This is a genomic window from Stenotrophomonas sp. STEN020, from assembly GCF_056760195.1.
In genome coordinates, this window is the sequence record NZ_JBRREI010000012.1 from 22,157 (window position 1) to 39,064 (window position 16,908).

Annotated in this window: 19 protein-coding genes; 6 read left to right on the top strand and 13 right to left on the bottom strand. The window is 62.4% G+C overall.

Translation table 11 applies throughout. The features are described from left to right. Positions 1–10: 10 nt before the first annotated feature. From ACVOLZ_RS07200 to ACVOLZ_RS07215, 4 genes are read right to left on the bottom strand one after another with little or no spacing between them, the layout of a single operon-like run. Positions 11–556, bottom strand: a complete 546-nt coding sequence (locus ACVOLZ_RS07200; RefSeq protein ID WP_481515580.1) for a pilus assembly PilX family protein — start codon at positions 554–556, stop codon at positions 11–13. After that, the gene (locus ACVOLZ_RS07205) at positions 553–1,572 is read right to left on the bottom strand and encodes a PilW family protein (protein WP_481515581.1); all 1,020 of its coding nucleotides are present in this window, start codon (positions 1,570–1,572) and stop codon (positions 553–555) included. The genes ACVOLZ_RS07200 and ACVOLZ_RS07205 overlap by 4 nt, the downstream gene beginning before the upstream one ends. Then, positions 1,569–2,015, bottom strand: coding sequence for a type IV pilus modification protein PilV (gene pilV, locus ACVOLZ_RS07210; RefSeq protein WP_481515582.1), 447 nt, complete (start codon positions 2,013–2,015; stop codon positions 1,569–1,571). Before pilV ends, ACVOLZ_RS07205 begins: the two co-directional genes overlap by 4 nt. A 1-nt stretch (position 2,016) precedes the next feature. Beyond that, on the bottom strand, positions 2,017–2,601 hold the full coding sequence (locus ACVOLZ_RS07215; protein ID WP_481515583.1) for a GspH/FimT family pseudopilin: 585 nt from the start codon (positions 2,599–2,601) through the stop codon (positions 2,017–2,019). A gap of 54 nt (positions 2,602–2,655) precedes the next feature. On the opposite strand from ACVOLZ_RS07215, the gene ACVOLZ_RS07220 reads away from it, so the two are divergent. Beyond that, positions 2,656–3,720: a sensor histidine kinase gene (locus ACVOLZ_RS07220; protein ID WP_481515584.1), complete on the top strand. Its 1,065-nt coding sequence runs from the start codon at positions 2,656–2,658 to the stop codon at positions 3,718–3,720. A gap of 3 nt (positions 3,721–3,723) precedes the next feature. Here ACVOLZ_RS07220 and ppnN read toward each other — a convergent pair whose 3' ends face one another. From ppnN to grxD, 5 genes are all read right to left on the bottom strand, one after another. Continuing rightward, positions 3,724–5,112, bottom strand: a complete 1,389-nt coding sequence (gene ppnN, locus ACVOLZ_RS07225) for a nucleotide 5'-monophosphate nucleosidase PpnN (protein WP_481515585.1) — start codon at positions 5,110–5,112, stop codon at positions 3,724–3,726. Positions 5,113–5,224: 112 nt separating this feature from the next. Beyond that, positions 5,225–8,455, bottom strand: a complete 3,231-nt coding sequence (locus ACVOLZ_RS07230) for a TonB-dependent receptor (protein ID WP_481515586.1) — start codon at positions 8,453–8,455, stop codon at positions 5,225–5,227. A gap of 239 nt (positions 8,456–8,694) precedes the next feature. Next, the gene (locus ACVOLZ_RS07235; protein WP_481512480.1) at positions 8,695–9,288 is read right to left on the bottom strand and encodes a YhgN family NAAT transporter; all 594 of its coding nucleotides are present in this window, start codon (positions 9,286–9,288) and stop codon (positions 8,695–8,697) included. Next, positions 9,285–10,028, bottom strand: a complete 744-nt coding sequence (locus tag ACVOLZ_RS07240) for an SDR family NAD(P)-dependent oxidoreductase (protein WP_481515587.1) — start codon at positions 10,026–10,028, stop codon at positions 9,285–9,287. Before ACVOLZ_RS07240 ends, ACVOLZ_RS07235 begins: the two co-directional genes overlap by 4 nt. Further along, on the bottom strand, positions 10,025–10,345 hold the full coding sequence (grxD, locus tag ACVOLZ_RS07245; RefSeq protein WP_481512478.1) for a Grx4 family monothiol glutaredoxin: 321 nt from the start codon (positions 10,343–10,345) through the stop codon (positions 10,025–10,027). Before grxD ends, ACVOLZ_RS07240 begins: the two co-directional genes overlap by 4 nt. Positions 10,346–10,462: 117 nt before the next feature. On the opposite strand from grxD, the gene ACVOLZ_RS07250 reads away from it, so the two are divergent. Next, a complete protein-coding gene (locus tag ACVOLZ_RS07250) occupies positions 10,463–11,041 on the top strand; it encodes a superoxide dismutase (protein ID WP_481515588.1) in 579 nt (192 codons plus the stop codon). A gap of 359 nt (positions 11,042–11,400) precedes the next feature. Here ACVOLZ_RS07250 and ACVOLZ_RS07255 read toward each other — a convergent pair whose 3' ends face one another. Genes ACVOLZ_RS07255 through purE form a run of 3 tightly spaced genes read right to left on the bottom strand, consistent with a single transcriptional unit; the run spans position 11,401 to position 13,442 of the window. Further along, positions 11,401–11,736 carry a carboxymuconolactone decarboxylase family protein gene (locus ACVOLZ_RS07255; RefSeq protein ID WP_282267792.1) on the bottom strand — a complete coding sequence of 112 codons (336 nt, stop codon included), beginning with the start codon at positions 11,734–11,736 and terminating at the stop codon, positions 11,401–11,403. A 45-nt stretch (positions 11,737–11,781) separates the two neighbouring features. Then, positions 11,782–12,942, bottom strand: coding sequence for a 5-(carboxyamino)imidazole ribonucleotide synthase (locus ACVOLZ_RS07260; protein ID WP_481515589.1), 1,161 nt, complete (start codon positions 12,940–12,942; stop codon positions 11,782–11,784). Next, a complete protein-coding gene (purE, locus tag ACVOLZ_RS07265) occupies positions 12,939–13,442 on the bottom strand; it encodes a 5-(carboxyamino)imidazole ribonucleotide mutase (protein ID WP_057629361.1) in 504 nt (167 codons plus the stop codon). The genes ACVOLZ_RS07260 and purE overlap by 4 nt, the downstream gene beginning before the upstream one ends. Positions 13,443–13,501: 59 nt before the next feature. On the opposite strand from purE, the gene ACVOLZ_RS07270 reads away from it, so the two are divergent. From ACVOLZ_RS07270 to ACVOLZ_RS07285, 4 genes are all read left to right on the top strand, one after another. Beyond that, on the top strand, positions 13,502–13,771 hold the full coding sequence (locus ACVOLZ_RS07270) for a Trm112 family protein (protein WP_481515590.1): 270 nt from the start codon (positions 13,502–13,504) through the stop codon (positions 13,769–13,771). Then, the gene (gene nadC / locus ACVOLZ_RS07275; RefSeq protein ID WP_481515591.1) at positions 13,771–14,628 is read left to right on the top strand and encodes a carboxylating nicotinate-nucleotide diphosphorylase; all 858 of its coding nucleotides are present in this window, start codon (positions 13,771–13,773) and stop codon (positions 14,626–14,628) included. The genes ACVOLZ_RS07270 and nadC overlap by 1 nt, the downstream gene beginning before the upstream one ends. Positions 14,629–14,746: 118 nt before the next feature. Continuing rightward, entirely contained in the window at positions 14,747–15,664 is a 918-nt protein-coding gene (locus ACVOLZ_RS07280) for a DUF2272 domain-containing protein (protein WP_481515640.1), read from the top strand. A gap of 74 nt (positions 15,665–15,738) precedes the next feature. Continuing rightward, entirely contained in the window at positions 15,739–16,089 is a 351-nt protein-coding gene (locus ACVOLZ_RS07285) for a DUF3301 domain-containing protein (RefSeq protein ID WP_062166374.1), read from the top strand. A 312-nt stretch (positions 16,090–16,401) separates the two neighbouring features. Here the strand turns inward: ACVOLZ_RS07285 and ACVOLZ_RS07290 are convergent, their stop codons facing one another. Continuing rightward, a complete protein-coding gene (locus ACVOLZ_RS07290; protein ID WP_481515592.1) occupies positions 16,402–16,836 on the bottom strand; it encodes a ClpXP protease specificity-enhancing factor in 435 nt (144 codons plus the stop codon). Positions 16,837–16,908 lie beyond the last annotated feature (72 nt).

The window sequence follows — 16,908 nt, forward strand, 5'->3', positions numbered from 1 at the left end:
ACGTGCCCCATCAGCGGCGATACAACGATTGGACGATCACCTCTGCACCCGTAGCGGTCGCAGCATAAGAGGTGATACGAAAGACACTCTGCTCGCTCGTAGCAATGCAGGGCTTGGAAAGATCGATACAGTCAGATGCACCACCACCATTAACGGAAGTGCCGAAGTTCTCAATTACAAACCTCGGTGTGATAGAGCCATTGACCGTGCTTACTGCCGAACCCTGCCGGAACTGACCACTGACCCAGAAACTCGCCGCCGCCCAAGGCGCATCCGCATTGGGCAGCGGTGTCGCGCACAGCCCGGCAGAACACCCTGAACTGGGAAACCCGAGAGTACTGTCGCGCACAACGATCTCAGCCTGGCGCAAGCCGGCTTCCGCTACCTGGAAAGCCATGCTGCGCGAAATGGTATTGGCGGCCATGCGCTCCTGCATGATGGCGCCACGCATGGAGGCCAGCCCCAACAAGGTGATCACTACCAGCATCATCAGCACCACGATCAGTGCCGCGCCGGTCTGCCCGCCTCGCCCAAGTGCCCTGTATTGGTAATTCATTGAATGTCATCCTGGTGATTACGGAGAACGATGAAGTCCTCCATGGTCCGCGACAACACCGAGCCATCCACACCACGCCGGTCCGAATCGGTCATCGAGCCCTGCGCTGCCTGCAAGGTCATTACCAGGTGAATGGATGTCACCCGTCCCCAGCCAGCCGCAGCCTCGACCGCAGCGGCGTTGACATAGTTTGCCGCGCTGCCGATCTTGTAGCCCAAGGTCATTGCGGTAACACCTTCAGCGATCTCACTGCGGGCGCCTTGCACCGTGCGATACAGCGAAGAACCACCGCGCCCATTGTCAGCCACGGTCCAACCCGCCTCATAGGGAACAACCACGAACGCGGGCGAGCGACCGATACCGCGCGGGCATGCAGTCACGTCCGCTGCGGTTGGGGTTGTGGCAATACGGAAACAATAACCAGGCCCCGAAACCGGCGCACTGCACTGACTGGCATCCGGCACTGGAGTAAACCCAGCACCACAGTTCTTGCCCGCCGCATGCTGGACCGTCGCGCCGGAAACACCCGTAGCGGAAAATACGATCGCCTGATCGCTGTTGCACACCATCAAGGCTTGATTGGCAACCAAGCCTGCCGCTGTATTGAGCGTCAAGGCATCAGCCGGTCTCTTATGGTCCTGCACGCGGTACTCGCGCCCGTTGGCCAAGTACAACGACACAGAATCATTCCCGCCACTAGTGCTACCAAATACCCCATTGGCAAAACGCGCCCAGAACTGCGCGTCCGCGCCGGTCATCTGGATGGTGATCGGGTTGCTCGCATTGAAGCGGGAGCATGGATTGACCCCTGCTTCGCGAATGTCACGCGCCATCATCTCGAACGCAGCACGCTGGTTTTCCTGGATCCGACCCACCGCTTCGGTTGAACCATAGACGCGGCGGTTGGACAAGAAAATGCTGCCCGCTGCGGCCACGACCAGCAGGCCCAGCAACAGGGCAACCATCAATTCGATCAGCGTAAAACCGCGCTGCCGGCGGGAGCTCAGGGCTTTCATAGGTTACTGGCCACCTCAACCTTCTGCTGGGCGTCGCCGCCAGTTGCGCGCGCGTCATTCCATTGCACACCAACGGTGCAGCTCATCGTACTGGCAACGCAGACCACCCGCCCCATCGCATCGGGGGCCACTGTCCGCTGCAAACCCACGAGCCAGCCTGCCATGGTGCCGGGATCGCCGCGAGTCCCTGCGACATAGATATTGGTGTTGTAGGTACCAAGATTGGCCCGATCGGCGCGGATGATGTCCATCATCGAATACGCCTGCAGCGCCGCCTGGGTACGTGCAGCCGAGCTGCCACTGTTCTTCAGGGTGATGGCCTGCAATGCGGCGATACCGAGCACACCGATTGCCAGAATCAACACTGCAACCATCACCTCGATCATGCTGATACCGCGCTGTTGCGCGAACCCGAACCTGCGTTTTCCACCATAACGAGTCATATCAGATATCTCCCGGAGCCGAACAGCCAGCACCTGCCGCTCGGCGCGCAGATGCAATGCGCACTACCGCTGCCGAAACGTCAACAGCGTTGTTGCCACCCAAGTTGGCAGCGCATAGCGAGATGGTGCCGCTGGTCGCCGCCCCCACCTGCACGAAGCCGGCGGACGAAAAACCAATCCGCGCGGTGCCTGACACATTTGCACTGGGGACCAAACGCAGCGCGGGGTTCGCTGTTATCGAGCGCAACACCAAGGGAACGCCATTCTTCGTCGACAGCACGATCCAGCGCGACCCCATGCTGCCCGAGCAAGTAGTACCGTCATTGCTGGCGCACAGCACCGTACTGGAACGCCGCGTCAATGCCTCGGCACGCGCCAACTGCAAGGCGGCGATCATTTCATTACTGCTGGAAACAAGGCGGTTGTGACTGATCATCTTGCTGAAAGCGGGCACCGCGATCGCAGTCACAATCGCAATCACCGCGACCGTCACCATCATCTCGACCAGAGTGAAGCCCCTGGCGTGTGTCGCCCCTGCCCTGCAACCTCTTGCTGGCCGAAACCTGACCATGCGCAAGCTCCCCATATTGTCTAAGCTGACACGCTATGCCAGCCCCCACACCATAGCCAGCTCCTGCCGATGGACGGTAACTCATTCATGACCAATGGCAGCCACCACACCAGGCCAGCCGCCGGACAGGCGATCACCCCACTCGATGCCCTGTGGAAGGCCCCAGCCATCATCTGGACGATCATTGCCGGCGAAGGCCTGGCCATCATCCTGGCGCTGGCGCCGGAGATCAGCGGCAGTCGCTGGGTATTGTTCGGGGCGCTTTCATTGATGGTGCAATGGGTGTCATTGTCCGCACTGGGCGCTCTTTACTTGCTGCGCACCCCGCTGTCACGTCTACCCCCGACCTGGGTGGCCAACATCACCCTGCTGCTGCTGGTGGTATGCAACCTGCTGGTCGGCGCCGCCTGCTGGTGGCTGCTCAAGGCGTTGTGGCCGATGTCGGAAAGCAACTGGCTGTCCGCACTACTGCGATTCACCGGCATCGTACTCACCTTCGGGTTGTTGGGCGTCGCCGCTTTCCAAAACCATTGGCGCGCCCGTCAACTCGCGGTGCGCACCAAGCAAGCCGAGCTTGAAGCGCTGCAGGCACGGATCCGCCCACACTTTCTGTTCAACACACTCAATACCGGCGCAGCCCTGGTGCACCAACGTCCAGAGGTTGTGGAACACCTTCTGCTGGACCTGGCCGACCTGTTCCGCGCCGCGCTTGCCGGGCCGCAGGAAATATCTTTGGCAGACGAAATCGCCCTGACCCAGCGTTATGTCGAGATCGAGAAGCTGCGCTTTGGCGAACGCATGCGCATTTCCTGGGACGTCCCGGCGCCACTACCGGCCATCATGGTGCCCACACTGTCGTTGCAGCCGCTGGTTGAGAACGCAATCCGTTATGGGGTCGAACCGTACGCCGAAGGCGGCGACGTCAACGTCACCGTTCGCCAGGAGATGAACCTGGTAAAGGTAACGATAGAGAACGCGTTGCCGCCGACGGGCTACGCACCAATGCGCGGCGGCCACAAGGTTGGCCTGGAATCAGCCAGAGCCCGTATCCAGGCCCTCACCGCAGGTCTGGGCGATGTGACGACACACTCAACGAACGGCCGCCACATCACCACGGTCACCCTACCGGGCTGATACTCAGGCAACCACCTGATAACACGGGCGGTATTCACCCGATATCTTCATCCGGCGCTGTTCGACAAACGCGCGCAGCAGCTCGTCCAAGGCCTGCATCATCTCGGTATCGCCATGGATCTTGAACGGGCCGAATTCCTCGATCCGGGCCATGCTCTCTTCCTTGACGTTGCCGGCGACGATGCCGGAGAACGCACGGCGCAGGTCGGCGGCCAGATCCGGTGCCGGGCGACCCTTGTGCAGGTCCAGGCCAGCCATGGCTTCATGCGTGGGCACGAACGGCTGCTGGTAGGCCAGCGGGATTTCCACCTGCCAGTTGTAGAAGAACGAGTCACGCTGCGCGAGACGGAATTCACGTACACGCTTGATGCCTTGCGACATCTTGCGGGCAACGCCGACCGGGTCCCCCACGATGATCTCGTAGCGTTCGGCCGCCTTGTCACCCAGCGTCAAACGAATGAATCGGTCGATCTGCTGGAAATACGGCGCGGCGATGGCCGGGCCACTGAGAATCAGCGGGAACGGCAGGTCCTTGTTCTCCTCGCTCAACAGGATGCCGAGCAGGTACAGGATCTCCTCGGCGGTACCGACGCCGCCCGGGAACACGATGATGCCGTGGCCGAGACGGACAAACGCCTCCAGGCGCTTCTCGATGTCCGGCATGATCACCAGATGGTTGACGATCGGATTCGGCGACTCGGCGGCGATGATGCCCGGCTCGGTGATGCCGATGTAGCGGGTATTGGTCTTGCGCTGCTTGGCGTGGGCAATGGTGGCGCCCTTCATCGGCCCCTTCATTGCACCCGGGCCACAGCCGGTGCAGATGTCCAGGCCGCGCAGGCCCAGCTCATAGCCGACCTGTTTGGTGTACAGGTATTCGTCACGCGAGATCGAGTGACCGCCCCAGCACACGACCAGGTTCGGGTCGCTGGGCTGCAGGATGCGCGCATTGCGCAGCACGCCGAACACCGCATTGGTGATGCCGTCGGAGGTCTCCAGGTCGGAGGCGTATTCCGGCCCCAACTCGATGGCCATATAGGCCAGGTCGCGCACCACCGAGAACAGCAGCTCGGCGATACCGCGGATGATTTCACCATCAACGAACGCCACCGCCGGCGCATTGCTCAGGTCGATGCGGACACCACGGTCCTGCTGGGTCACCTGTACATCGAAATCAGGATACAGGTCGCGCGCAGCGCGCGGGTCGTCCGAAGCGCTGCCACTGGTCAACACTGCCAGCGCACAGCGCCGCAGCAATTCATGCATGCCGCCACCGGAAGCGTCGCGCAACCGCGCCACTTCTGCCCGCGACAAGACATCCAGACCACCGCGCGGATAAATACGTGCGTCCTGCACCGGCAACGCCCTCGCTGCCACTTCACTCTTGGTCATGTCCACAACTGCTCCTTCCTCTTTGGCGATCGACTTTAGCGCTCCCCCCATTAAAAAGAAAACGGCCGGGTTGCCCCGGCCGTTTTCGGTTTACATCCGATCAATCAGACGATCAGAACTGGTAGCGGAAGCCCAGCTGCAGCGACCACTGCGAGACACCCTGGTTGAAACCATCGGCGTCCGCGTTGGCGGCGGTCGGCTTGTCGTTGTACAGCTTGTCGTACACATACTTGCCGTCGACCATGCCGGCCAGGTTGGCACCGCGGGCATTTGCATAGAAGCCGTAGTCGTAGATCTGACCCCACTTCTTGTTCAGCATGTTGCCAACGTTCTGCACGTCAAGCCAGATTTCCGACTTGTGGCCCTTCATGAAGCCCGGCAGTTCCTGCGACACGCGGATGTCGAAGGTGTTGATCCAGCCGGTACGGAAACCGTTGGCCGGCGCATAGCTGCCAGCGTACTTGGCCAGCTGCGGGTTCTCTGCCAACCAGGCGAAGAACTGCTGCTCCAGCTTCGGGTCGGCCTTGAACACGCCGGTCTTGGTGTCGAAGGCACCGAACAGCACGTCACCCGGACCCTTCGGCACGTAGAACAGGTCGTTGGAGCTACGGCCATCACCATTGGCATCGCCGTTGAAGATGTAGCTGTACGGACGGCCACTGCGGCCTTCGTACACCAAGCCGACGCGGGTCTGGTAGTCACCGAAGAACTTGTGCTTCCAGTCCAACGAACCGGACACACGGTCCTTGATCTCGTAACGCGAGGTGGTCTCCGTGTTCGAGTTGACGTTGAAGGAATACTGGTTACCCCAACCCGAGCTGGCGGTGGAGCTGGTCAGCGAACCCACTTCAGTGGCGTCGGTGTAGGTGTAGCCCAGGCTCCAGGACCAATCACTGCCTTCGGTGAACGGCTTGCTCAGCGAGACGGTGAACTGACTGGTGCGACCCTTGTCGGTGTTGTCGATCAGGAAGACGTCGCTGTAGGCCTTATTGCGACCAGCGCGGTTGTCGTCCGCGATCCAAGCGCCATTGACGCTCTTGGCCGGGTTCCAGTACATGTCGCGGCCATCTGGACCGATGAAGGACGGCACCAGTTCGCCATCCACCACCTTGCCGATGTTCAAGGACTTGTAGTACAGGCCATCCTTGGTCTTGGTGACCAGCACTTCGGCCGAGGCCACGATGCCATACCACGGCAGTTCATGGTCGAACGCAAGGTTCGCCTTGTACAGCGACGGCAGCTTGAAGTCCTTGCCGACGAAGCTCACGCCCTGGGCCGCAGGAGTCGCGCCCGGGATCGGCTGGTTGCTGCCATCTGGGCTGAAGTTGAACGGCGGGGTAGTAAGGTTGTTGTTGTTGATGTTGTACGAATCGTAGTTGTAGCCGGTGTTGGAGAAGCTGTTGCTGATCCACACCTGCGGTGCATCACCCTGGAACAGGCCAACACCACCACGCAGCTGGGTCGGACGGTCCGAATCGAAGGTGTAGTTGAAACCAGCGCGCGGCTGAATCAGGAAACCACTACCGAACACCTTGCTGTTGTTATAGCCAAAGTAGGCTTCCGCCGGTGCGTTGTACTGCGGCGACGGGCTGACTTCCGGGCGATCGCCACGCAGGCCCAGGGTCAGGGTCAGGTTGTTGTTGACGTACCAGGTATCCTGCACGAACAGACCGAGGTTGCTGTTCTTGTAGCTGGCCGCGATCGAACCCGGAGCACGCTCCTTGTTGTACTGGTAATTCGCCCAGTTACCCTTGGCGAAGTTGTCCAGACCGAGGAATGTGTAAACACCCCAGCTGGCGCGACCAAACAGGTTGTAGATGTCGTTGTCGCTGTAATCGACGCCGAACTTCAGGGTATGGTCACCGAGGATGTAGCTACCCGAACCGGAGTAGTTCCAGGTCTTGGTCTGCAGGATGTTGCCCTGCGAGTTGGTTTCGGTACCCATGAACAGCACATCGCCGGTCGGGCGCGACTGGGTGCCGTCGAAGTAGATGGCGATGCTCGGTGCGTTGGTCGGCACTACGCGCTCGGAGGCGAAATCGCGGTACGAGACCTTGAACTCGGTGGAGAAGTTGTCGCTCCAATCGCTGAACAACTGACCGACATAGCTCTCGACCGTCTTGTTCTGCTGGTACCAGTACGAGCTCAGCGAGGCCTGGCTGCTGCTGCCCATGCCGTTGATGCGCAGCTTGCTCTGGTCCAACTTGCTGTAGCGGACGCTGGCGCGGTGATCGTCGTTGATGTTCCAGTCGATCTTCAGCGCGTACTCTTCCAGCTCGGTATCACCATTGCTGGAAAGGCCACCGGCATCGATACCGTAGACGTCCTTGGCAATCTGCTGCGCCTTGGCAACTTCAGCCATGCCGTACTTGGCCGTCGCCTTGCCCAGCACGCTGCTGCCGATGTCGGCACCCGGAGCGGCCTGCTTGAACTTCTCGTAGTTGGCGAAGAAGAACAGGCGATCCTTGAGGATCGGGCCGCCGAAGGTGGCGCCGTAGGTCTTTTCTTCGGTGAAGCCGTTGAACTTCTTGCCGTCCGGGTTGTTGCCAAACCAGTCGCCATCACGGTAGGTGCCGTACACCGAACCGTGGAATTCGTTGGTACCGGACTTGGTCACGGCGTTGACGGTTGCACCGGCAGCGCTGGCGATGGACACGTCGTAGTTGGACAGGTTGATGTCCAGCGCTTCGATGGCTTCCATCGACACCGGCTGACGCCGGGTGGTCATGTTGTTGCCTTCCAGACCAAACGTATCGCTGGCCGACACGCCGTCGATGTTGATCGAGTTGTAACGCGGGTTCAGGCCACCGGCCGAGATCGCACCCGAAGCGCGGTCAACGAAAGCCACACGCGGGTCAAGACGCATGTAGTCCTGGATGTTGCCACCGATCGACGGCAGCGCTTCCATCTGCACCTGGCTCAGGTTGGTACCCGAACCCATCTTGGTGGAGCTGAAAACTTCCGAGCCACCGCCGACGGCCATGACCTGGATCGCTTCCAGGTTGGTAGCTGCCAGGTCACCAGTCAGCTGGGCATTGATGGTGCCGGTCTGGTTCACGCCCAGATAGACGCCATCTTCGGTCTTGGTGCCTTCACCGGGCTTGGTGATGGTGATGGTGTACGGACCACCCACGCGCAGACCGCGGGCGTTGTAACGACCAGCCGCATCGGTGGTCGCACGGCTGACCGTGCCCGACTCGACGTGAGTGATGGTGACTTCAGCACCAGCAACCGGCTGGCCGCCGTTGTTCATGACCTGACCGCCGACGCCGGCAGAGGTGCTCTGTGCGAAAGCCGGTGCAGCCGCAAGTGCAACGACAAGACCAAGTGCAAGCTTGGACATCTTGATACGCGGGTGATTCATAGGTGGGTAGCCTCGAAACGAGTTGGCGATTGAGAAAAAACGCGATCCATCAGCCCCGGGGTCAACCGAGCGCCTGATCGTCTTGAATCTGGGGGTCCCTTCCGAGGCGGTTTCAGCCGCAACGGTTAAGATAAGGTTAACACGGTAATGACAATTTATGACTGCAAGAAGACAGCGGTATTGCGCTGCAGCAGTTTCCCCTACGGCAGATCAATCAGTTAGCGGATTGACGCCAGATAGGTCCCCAGACCATCCAGCAGCATCTGTACCGAAATTGCGACCAATAGCATGCCCATCAAGCGCTCCAGCGCGGTCAGCGCGCGGGCCCCCAGCAGCTTGTACAGCAGGGTTGCCGACATCAGGATCGCCGCTGTCCCACCCCAGGCCAACAGCAAGGCCAGGCTCCAATCGCCCAGCCGTTCTGGTTCATTGCTACCCATCAGCATCACCGCCGCCATGCCCGAAGGCCCGGCTACCAGCGGGATCGCCATCGGCACGATGAAGGGCTCACCGTCCGGCACCGCACCCATCAGGCCCTCCGGGCGCGGGAAGATCATGCGGATACCAATCAGGAACAGCACGATGCCGCCGGCAATGGCCACCGACTCCTGACGCAGATGCATCAGCTCCAGCGCGTACTTGCCGCCCCATAGAAAGGCCATCAGCACCGCCAGTGCTATCAGCAGCTCACGCACCAGCACCACCCGCTGCCGCCGGGGCGTCAACGGTTTGAGCAGGCTGAGGAATACCGGGATGTTACCCAGCGGGTCCAGGATCAGAAACAGCAGCAGCGCCGCTGAAAGGATGGTCACGGAGCCAGATCCAGCACCTTTCCACGCCACTGCGCCCCGCTGGCAGCAAGCAGCTGCACGCTGGCTGCGGCGTAATTGGCCGGATCCACCGGTGCCGCATCCTCCTCATGGGTGAATGCGCGCGCCCGCAGCCCGGTGCGCATTGGCCCCGGCTGCATGCCGCAGACCCGAACCGGGCCATTGCGCAGCTCGTGGCCCAGGCTCTCGATCAGCCCGCGCAGCCCATACTGGGCTACCCCGTAACCGCCCCAATAGGCTTGCCCGACCCGCCGCGGATCATCCAGCGCGAACACCACCGCCGCGTCCTCGCGCTGCCGCAGCAAGGGCAGGCAAGCCTGGGTCAACCAGGCACGGGCGGTCAGATTGACGTGGATCGCCCGGGCGAAGGCTGCAGGATCACCGGAAGCAAACGGGGTCAGCCCGGCAAAATCTGCCGCGCAATGCAGCACGCCGTCCAGCCGCCCGAGCTCGGACTCCAGCCGTTCAGCCAAGGCCGCGTAGTCATCGGGGCTGGCGCCCTCCAGATCCAGCGGATACAGCATTGGCTCGGGGCCGAGCTGCGCCGCACTGTCATAGACGCGATTGAGCTTGGCCACCTTGCGGCCCAGCATCACCACCGTCGCGCCCGCCTCGGTACAGGCCCGGGTCGCCGCTGCGCCCAAACCGCCCGCAGCGCCGGCTATTAGAATTACCCGATCGGCAAGATCGGCGCCCTCGCTCCCCCGAGGTTGGGCACTCACGCTTGCCCGGCCTCGGCAACAATACTCTTCAGCTCCCCGGACTCCAGCAGCTCCAGAATGATGTCGCAGCCGCCAATCAACTCGCCGTGCATGAAGAACTGCGGGAAGGTGGCCAGGTTCGAGTAGCGCGGCAGATTTGCCCGCACCTCCGGGAACTCAAGCAGATTGACCGTGCGCAGATTGATTGCCCCGGCGGCCGTCAGCGCCTGCACCGCGCGGCTGGAAAAGCCGCACATCGGGTACTGCGGCGTACCCTTCATGAACAGGACAAGGGGATGTTGCTCCACCTCAGCCTGGATTTGTTCCATCACCGGCATTCGAATTCTCCCTACTGCGAAAGAACGGCCCGTCCTGGTCGGATAGACTTTCCCGTGGTTGACCATTGTAAGCCGAGCCGGCCAACTCCCGTCGCCCTGCCCCGAAAAGAATCTCCAATGCCCGTCCAACAGCCTGAATTGCCCTACGCCCGTACCGCGCTGCAACCGCACATTTCCGCAGAAACCCTGGACCTGCATTACGGCAGACACCATCGCGGCTATGTGGATACGGTCAATGCGCGCATCGCCGGCACCGAGCTGGACGAGCTGCCGCTGGAGGAGATCGTGCGCAACAGCCAGGGCAGCCTGTTCCTGGCAGCGGCGCAGGCATGGAACCACGACTTCTTCTGGCAATGCCTGCACCCGCGTGCCGGCGGCGACCCGCACGGGCTGCTGGCCGAGCACATAAATCGGCAGTTCGGCGACGTGCAGAAGCTGCGTGAGGAGTTCAATCGTGCAGCCTTGGCAGTGCTTGGCTCTGGCTGGACCTGGCTGGTGCAGCACCCGGACGGCAAGCTGGCCATCGTCAGCACCCGCCATGCGAACACACCGCTGACCGGCACCAGCACACCCTTGCTGGTCTGCGATGTGTGGGAACACGCGTATTACAGCGACTACCAGAGTGATCGCGCACGCTTTCTGCAGGCGTTCTGGAAACTGGTGAACTGGGATTTTGTTGCGGCGCAGCTACGCTGAGGGTGAATGGCGGGAGCGCATTCTGCCGCCACAGGATGCCTGTACCGATTTGGCTTTGGCTCTAAGCCGTCATTCCCGCGCAGGCGGGAATCGCCCCTGCCCCTGCTTCAGACTCTGAACTACTTGTAGGCTGGAGCAACCGCGCGCAGCGGTGGCCGTAGAAGCAAAAGCGCAGAAGCCAGAGCGATTCCCGCCTACGCGGGAATGACGACCTGAAAATTCCCAGGCTACTCCCTCAGCGATTCCCACCTTCGCGGGAATGACGACCTGAAAATTCCCAGGCCACTCCCACGGCGATTACCGCCTGCGCGGGAATGGTGATTTGAAATTCTCTGAGTGAGCCAGAAGCACCGAACACTTCACTCGTGCGCAGCCACCGCATCCAGCACACGTGCCGAATACACCAGCGCCGCGCCTGCATTGAGCGCCACCGCCACACCCAGCGCCTCGGCGATTTCCTCGCGACTGGCACCCTGCTTCAAGGCAGCGTCGACATGGGTGGTGATGCAGCCATCGCAACGGGTGGTCACCGCCACCGCCAACGCGATCAACTCGCGGGTCTTGCCGTCCAGATGATTGGTCTGCGCGCCAGCACCGCTCAAGGTGATATAGCCCTTCAGCGTATCCGGCGAGAGCTTGCCGAGCTCGCCGATACGACCCTTCAACTCACGGCGGTAATCATTCCAGTCGAGCATGGGAGGTTCTCCAGTTGGGACTGGAGAACCTTACTCCGGCAATGATTAGCTCGCCGTCATGCCATCGCGACGCAGTGTTTCCACCACCGGCGCAACCTGCTCCTGGCGACCCAAGGCCTCGCCAACGCGCAGCAGGGCGTCAGCCAGAGCGGCCGGAGCGTCATCACGCAGGTTGGCATGGCCGACCTTGCGTCCTTCACGGGCCTGCTTGCCGTAGTCGTGCCAGTGACCAGCAGCTTCAGCCAGTACAGGCTTGGCATCGGGCATCTGCCCCAGCCAATTCAGCATGCAGGCGTGGCCCAGCATGCGGGTATCGCCCAAAGGCATGCCAAGCACGGCGCGGAGGTGGTTCTCGAACTGCGAGGTTTCAGCACCGTCGCTGGTCCAATGGCCCGAATTGTGCACGCGCGGCGCCATCTCGTTGGCCAACAGCGCATCGCCTCGACAGAACAGCTCCAGCGCGAATACGCCAACGTAGTCCAAGCGCTCGGCAACACGGCGCGCATAGGCAATCGCCGTGGCCTGCTGCTCTGTAGACAGCACCGCCGGCGCCAGACTGGCCGACAGCACACCGTCGACATGCCAGTTGGCAGTCAGCGGCCAAGCGCGGAACTCACCGTCGCGACCGCGCACGGCCACCACACTGATTTCCCGCTCAAATGCCACAAAGCCTTCGAGGATCAGCCCGGTCTTGTCGACCTGTGCGCCCAGCGTCTGCCATGCCGTATCGATATCCGCTGCATCGCGGATGCGGAACTGGCCCTTGCCGTCATAGCCCAGCCGCCGCGTCTTGAGGATGCACGGCATACCGAACTCGGCAGCTTTGGCAGCCAGCTCATCGCGGCTGCGGATATCGGCAAACGCCGGCAACGCGATGCCCAGTTCCTGGAACAAGGTCTTTTCGCTGAGCCTATCCTGCGCCACCGCCAGCGCAGCCGGATTCGGAAACACCGGCTTGCGCTCGGCCAGCCAATGCGCACTGGCGGCGGGCACGTTTTCGAAATCGAAGGTGATCACATCGACCTTGGCCGCGAACTCAGCCAGCGCCTCGGTGTCATCGAAGTTGCCCACCTGCAACGGCGCCACCTGCCCTGCACAAGCATCGGCAGCCGGATCGAACACCACGAAACGCAGGCCCAGCGGAGCACTCGCCAGCGCCATCATGCGGGCCAGCTGCCCGCCGCCCAGAATGCCAACCGTGATCATTGGCGCGGATCGTCCGCAGCCATCACATCTTCGGTCTGGCGCGCGCGGAAGGCTTCCAGCGCAGCACCGATCTGCGGCTGCTCGGCAGCCAGCATTGCCGCGGCGAACAGGGCTGCATTGGAAGCACCTGCATTGCCGATGGCAAAGGTCGCCACCGGGATGCCAGCTGGCATCTGCACGATCGACAGCAGCGAATCCATGCCGTTGAGCGCCTTGGACTGCACCGGCACGCCCAGCACCGGCACGGCGGTCTTGGCAGCCAGCATGCCCGGCAGGTGCGCCGCACCGCCGGCACCGCCGATGATCGCGCGCAGGCCACGCGGGCCCGCCTGCTCGGCATAGCTGAACAAAACATCCGGGGTCCGGTGCGCTGAAACTACCTTCACTTCATACGGAACGCCCAAAGCATCAAGCTTTTGGGCGGCGTGCTGCATGGTTTCCCAGTCTGAGCGGGAACCCATCACGATGCCGACTAGCGGCGCGGGGTGGTTGGGGGTCATTGGCCGTCACCTGCTGCAAAGACGTATTCTAGCCGTCTTCCCCGCAAGACCACGAACTGATGGACCGCAAACTGCTCGACCTGCTCGTCTCCCCCGACACCCGCCAGCCGCTGTTCCTGCTGGAAAGCGCCGGCCTGGACGCCCTCAACCGCGCCATCAGCAACGGCGGCGTGACCCGCGCCGACGGCAGCCCGCAGGCCCAACCGCTGCGCGAAGCCCTGATCAGCGGTGACCGCAAGCAAGTGTTCCGCGTCGATGACGGCATCCCGGTGCTGCTGGCCGATGAAGCCATCGCCACTGCCCAGATCACCGATTTCCCGGCCAAATAATGCTGCCGCACCCGCCGCTGGCCCCGCCGCAGGAACAGATTGACGCCGATGTCGCCCGCGCCCTGGCCGAGGACATCGGCAGCGGCGACGTCACCGCCGCGCTGTTGCCCGATGCCGCCGATGTCGCCTACCTGCTGTGCAAGCAGGATGCAGTGATCGCCGGCAGGCCTTGGTTCGACGCCGCCCATCGTGCACTGGACCCGCAGGTCCGGATCGATTGGCGGGTGTTGGAAGGCGACCACGTCAGCGCCGGCACGGTGCTGGCAACCCTGAGCGGGCGCAGCCGCAGCCTGGTCAGCGCCGAGCGCACCTCGCTCAACTTCCTGCAGACCCTGTCCGGCACCGCCACCATCACCGCGCGCTACGTCGCGGCGGTGGCAGGCACCAAGGCGCGCATCCTCGACACCCGCAAAACCCTGCCCGGCCTACGCCTGGCGCAGAAGTACGCGGTGCGCTGCGGCGGCGGCGACAACCACCGCATCGGCCTGTTCGATACGGTGATGCTGAAAGAGAACCACATCCGCGCCGCCGGCTCATTGACTGCCGCCGTGCACGCCGCACGCGTGCAGCAACCCAATCTTCCCCTGGTAGTGGAAGTAGAAGACCTGCAGCAGCTGCAAGAGGCCTTGGCCGCTGGTTGCGAACGCATCCTTATCGACGACTTCAGCGCGGCGATGCGCCGCGATGCGGTGCGCATCACTGCAGGGCGGATTCCACTGGAAGTCTCCGGCAGCGTCGACATGACCACGCTGCGCGCCATCGCCGAAGACGGCGTGGATTGCGTTTCCATCGGCGGGCTGACCAAACATGTGCAAGCCATCGATCTGTCGCTGAAACTGGGCCCGCCACCGCATTGACTCACAGCATGCACACGGCCCCGGCTGCAACACTCCCCCAACATCCCTCGCGGAGCCCGCTGTGGCATATCGATTCCTGCTGTGCGGTCTGACCCTGCTGCTACCCGCCTTGCCGGCGATGGCAGCCGAAGCCTGTGATGTGCCGCCGCGCTATGGCCTGAGCGAGACCGCCAAGGCCATCGTCGCGACGGCCTGCGGTGAACACCGCCTATGGTATCGACCCTTCATCGACCGCGATGGCCGCATTGCCAGTCTCGGCGTTACCGAGGCCGAGAACGAGCATCTGGCCGATAACGGCCTGATCGCCTGGCAGCGCGTCGTCGGCTATTGGCGCGACAGCGGCACGCTTGGCCCGATGGGCGCCATTGCCGGTGCCAGCAGCTGCGCGCAACCTGCAGGCAATCGTTTCACCGATAGCGACTGCCGCGCGTTCCTGATCGACAACCCGTGGTCAGCCGCCTTCATCTCCTGGGTGATGACACGTGCTGCCGTGCCCGGCTTCACCCGCTCGCCGCGCCATATCGACTACATCCGCGCCGCCTATCAAGGCGGCAGCAACGGCATGCCGTATCGCCTGGCCGACCCGGCCAACGAGAAACCGGCTCCCGGCGACATGCTCTGCTTCCTGCGCGACCGCAGCAGCACCTTGAACTACGCTGGGCTTATCCAGGCACTGGGCAGCGGCCGCGCCGGCAACTGGAAGTCACATTGCGAGATCGTGGTCAGCGCAAACATGGGCGGCGATCGCACGCTTTATCTGGTCGGCGGCAACGTCGCCAATTCGGTGGTGATGCGCAAGCTCATGCTTGACCGTACCGGCCTGCTCGAGCTGCCCAAAGCCAATGTTGCGCAGGCGCAAAGCTGGGCAGTTGAGCAGCGCTGCTCGCCGGGTCAAGAGGAAGAGTGCAACCTCAACCGGCAGGACTGGGCCGCATTATTGAAACTGACCGCAACCAACCCGGCACCGGCATTCAATTCGACCGCACCCTTGCCACCACCACCGGACGAACCGATTCCAACACCGGTCACTCACTGAGGCCTGCTGACGCGCGGGCATCAACAGCAAACAGAGGGCTGCGCATGGATGAGCAGATCGCCTAAAGTGCTCGCATGCCTACCCTTCTTATCCTGATGATTGTCGGCGCGATTGGTTTTGCGTTCTGGGACCGCTCCCGCGCTGCTGCCGACCGCGCCACCGAACTCGGCCGCAATGCCTGCCGCGCCGCCGACGTGCAATGGCTGGACCAGAGCGTGCACAGCACCGGCCTGCGCCTGTGCCGCCTGCCCAACGGCTGGCTGGGCTTCGAGCGCAGCTTCCGTTTCGACTATTCCTACGACGGCCAGGATCGCCACACCGGCCGCATGGTGTTGCGCGGCCGCGAACTGATCTCGTTCAGCGGCCCCGCTGCCGCCCAGATCGGCCGCCTGCGCAAAAGCACCGAAGAAGCAGAAGACATCTGATCCACCGTAGTGCCGAGCCATGCTCGGCAGAAGCCTTACCAACAAACCCGACCCGGTAGTGCCGAGCCATGCTCGGCAGAGGCCTTACCGATACGTTCCTGATGCTGCATACATTTGTAGGAGCGGCGTAAGCCGCGAAGCCCATGCCCCATAAGCATGCGGACATGCCAGCAACCTGACAGAACACCAGCTTCGCGGCTGACGCCGCTCCCACAACAGCCTTCCGGCACCGATTAAAAAGCCCCAGCCGAGCATGGCTCGGCTCTACCCAAAGCCCGCAAGCAAAACCGCCGCCGTGCGGCGGCGGCGGAATTATTTGACTACCCGCAGGAACGGACGCTTTGCCGTAGGCTGCGGACGCTCTGGCGGATCGGTCGGCGGCGTATCGTCGTCATCCGGCGTGGTCTCGGTGCCCGGAATGTCATCCGGCAAGGCCATGCCCTGCCCGGTCTCGCGCGCATAGACAGCAAGAATGGCCGAGATCGGCACGTACACCGGGAAACTGGTTCCGGAGAAGCGCGCAGTGAAGCTCACCGCGTCATTGTCGATATGCAGGCCAACAACCGCGCGCTCGGCAATATTGAGCACCACCCGCTCTTCCTTGACCGCACTGCTCGGCACCTGCACGCCGGGAACCCCGGCATCGACCATCACGTGCGGCGTCATGCCGTTGTCATTGATCCACTCGACCAACGCCCGCAACAGATACGGGCGATGGCTGCTCATCCGGAAAGTTTCTTCAGTCATTGCACAAGTGTACGCGGCATTGAAGCGCGATCACCGCCTTGCGGCGGTGATCGATAAGTTCGGATACAGCCG

Coding starts and splice junctions, on each gene's coding strand:
- ACVOLZ_RS07200 (WP_481515580.1), bottom strand. CDS start 556: ATGAATTACCAATACAGGGCACTTGGGCGAGGCGGGCAGACCGGCGCG.
- ACVOLZ_RS07205 (WP_481515581.1), bottom strand. CDS start 1,572: ATGAAAGCCCTGAGCTCCCGCCGGCAGCGCGGTTTTACGCTGATCGAA.
- pilV (WP_481515582.1), bottom strand. CDS start 2,015: ATGACTCGTTATGGTGGAAAACGCAGGTTCGGGTTCGCGCAACAGCGC.
- ACVOLZ_RS07215 (WP_481515583.1), bottom strand. CDS start 2,601: ATGGGGAGCTTGCGCATGGTCAGGTTTCGGCCAGCAAGAGGTTGCAGG.
- ACVOLZ_RS07220 (WP_481515584.1), top strand. CDS start 2,656: ATGGACGGTAACTCATTCATGACCAATGGCAGCCACCACACCAGGCCA.
- ppnN (WP_481515585.1), bottom strand. CDS start 5,112: ATGACCAAGAGTGAAGTGGCAGCGAGGGCGTTGCCGGTGCAGGACGCA.
- ACVOLZ_RS07230 (WP_481515586.1), bottom strand. CDS start 8,455: ATGTCCAAGCTTGCACTTGGTCTTGTCGTTGCACTTGCGGCTGCACCG.
- grxD (WP_481512478.1), bottom strand. CDS start 10,345: ATGCCGGTGATGGAACAAATCCAGGCTGAGGTGGAGCAACATCCCCTT.
- ACVOLZ_RS07250 (WP_481515588.1), top strand. CDS start 10,463: ATGCCCGTCCAACAGCCTGAATTGCCCTACGCCCGTACCGCGCTGCAA.
- ACVOLZ_RS07255 (WP_282267792.1), bottom strand. CDS start 11,736: ATGCTCGACTGGAATGATTACCGCCGTGAGTTGAAGGGTCGTATCGGC.
- ACVOLZ_RS07260 (WP_481515589.1), bottom strand. CDS start 12,942: ATGATCACGGTTGGCATTCTGGGCGGCGGGCAGCTGGCCCGCATGATG.
- purE (WP_057629361.1), bottom strand. CDS start 13,442: ATGACCCCCAACCACCCCGCGCCGCTAGTCGGCATCGTGATGGGTTCC.
- ACVOLZ_RS07270 (WP_481515590.1), top strand. CDS start 13,502: ATGGACCGCAAACTGCTCGACCTGCTCGTCTCCCCCGACACCCGCCAG.
- nadC (WP_481515591.1), top strand. CDS start 13,771: ATGCTGCCGCACCCGCCGCTGGCCCCGCCGCAGGAACAGATTGACGCC.
- ACVOLZ_RS07280 (WP_481515640.1), top strand. CDS start 14,747: ATGGCAGCCGAAGCCTGTGATGTGCCGCCGCGCTATGGCCTGAGCGAG.
- ACVOLZ_RS07285 (WP_062166374.1), top strand. CDS start 15,739: ATGCCTACCCTTCTTATCCTGATGATTGTCGGCGCGATTGGTTTTGCG.
- ACVOLZ_RS07290 (WP_481515592.1), bottom strand. CDS start 16,836: ATGACTGAAGAAACTTTCCGGATGAGCAGCCATCGCCCGTATCTGTTG.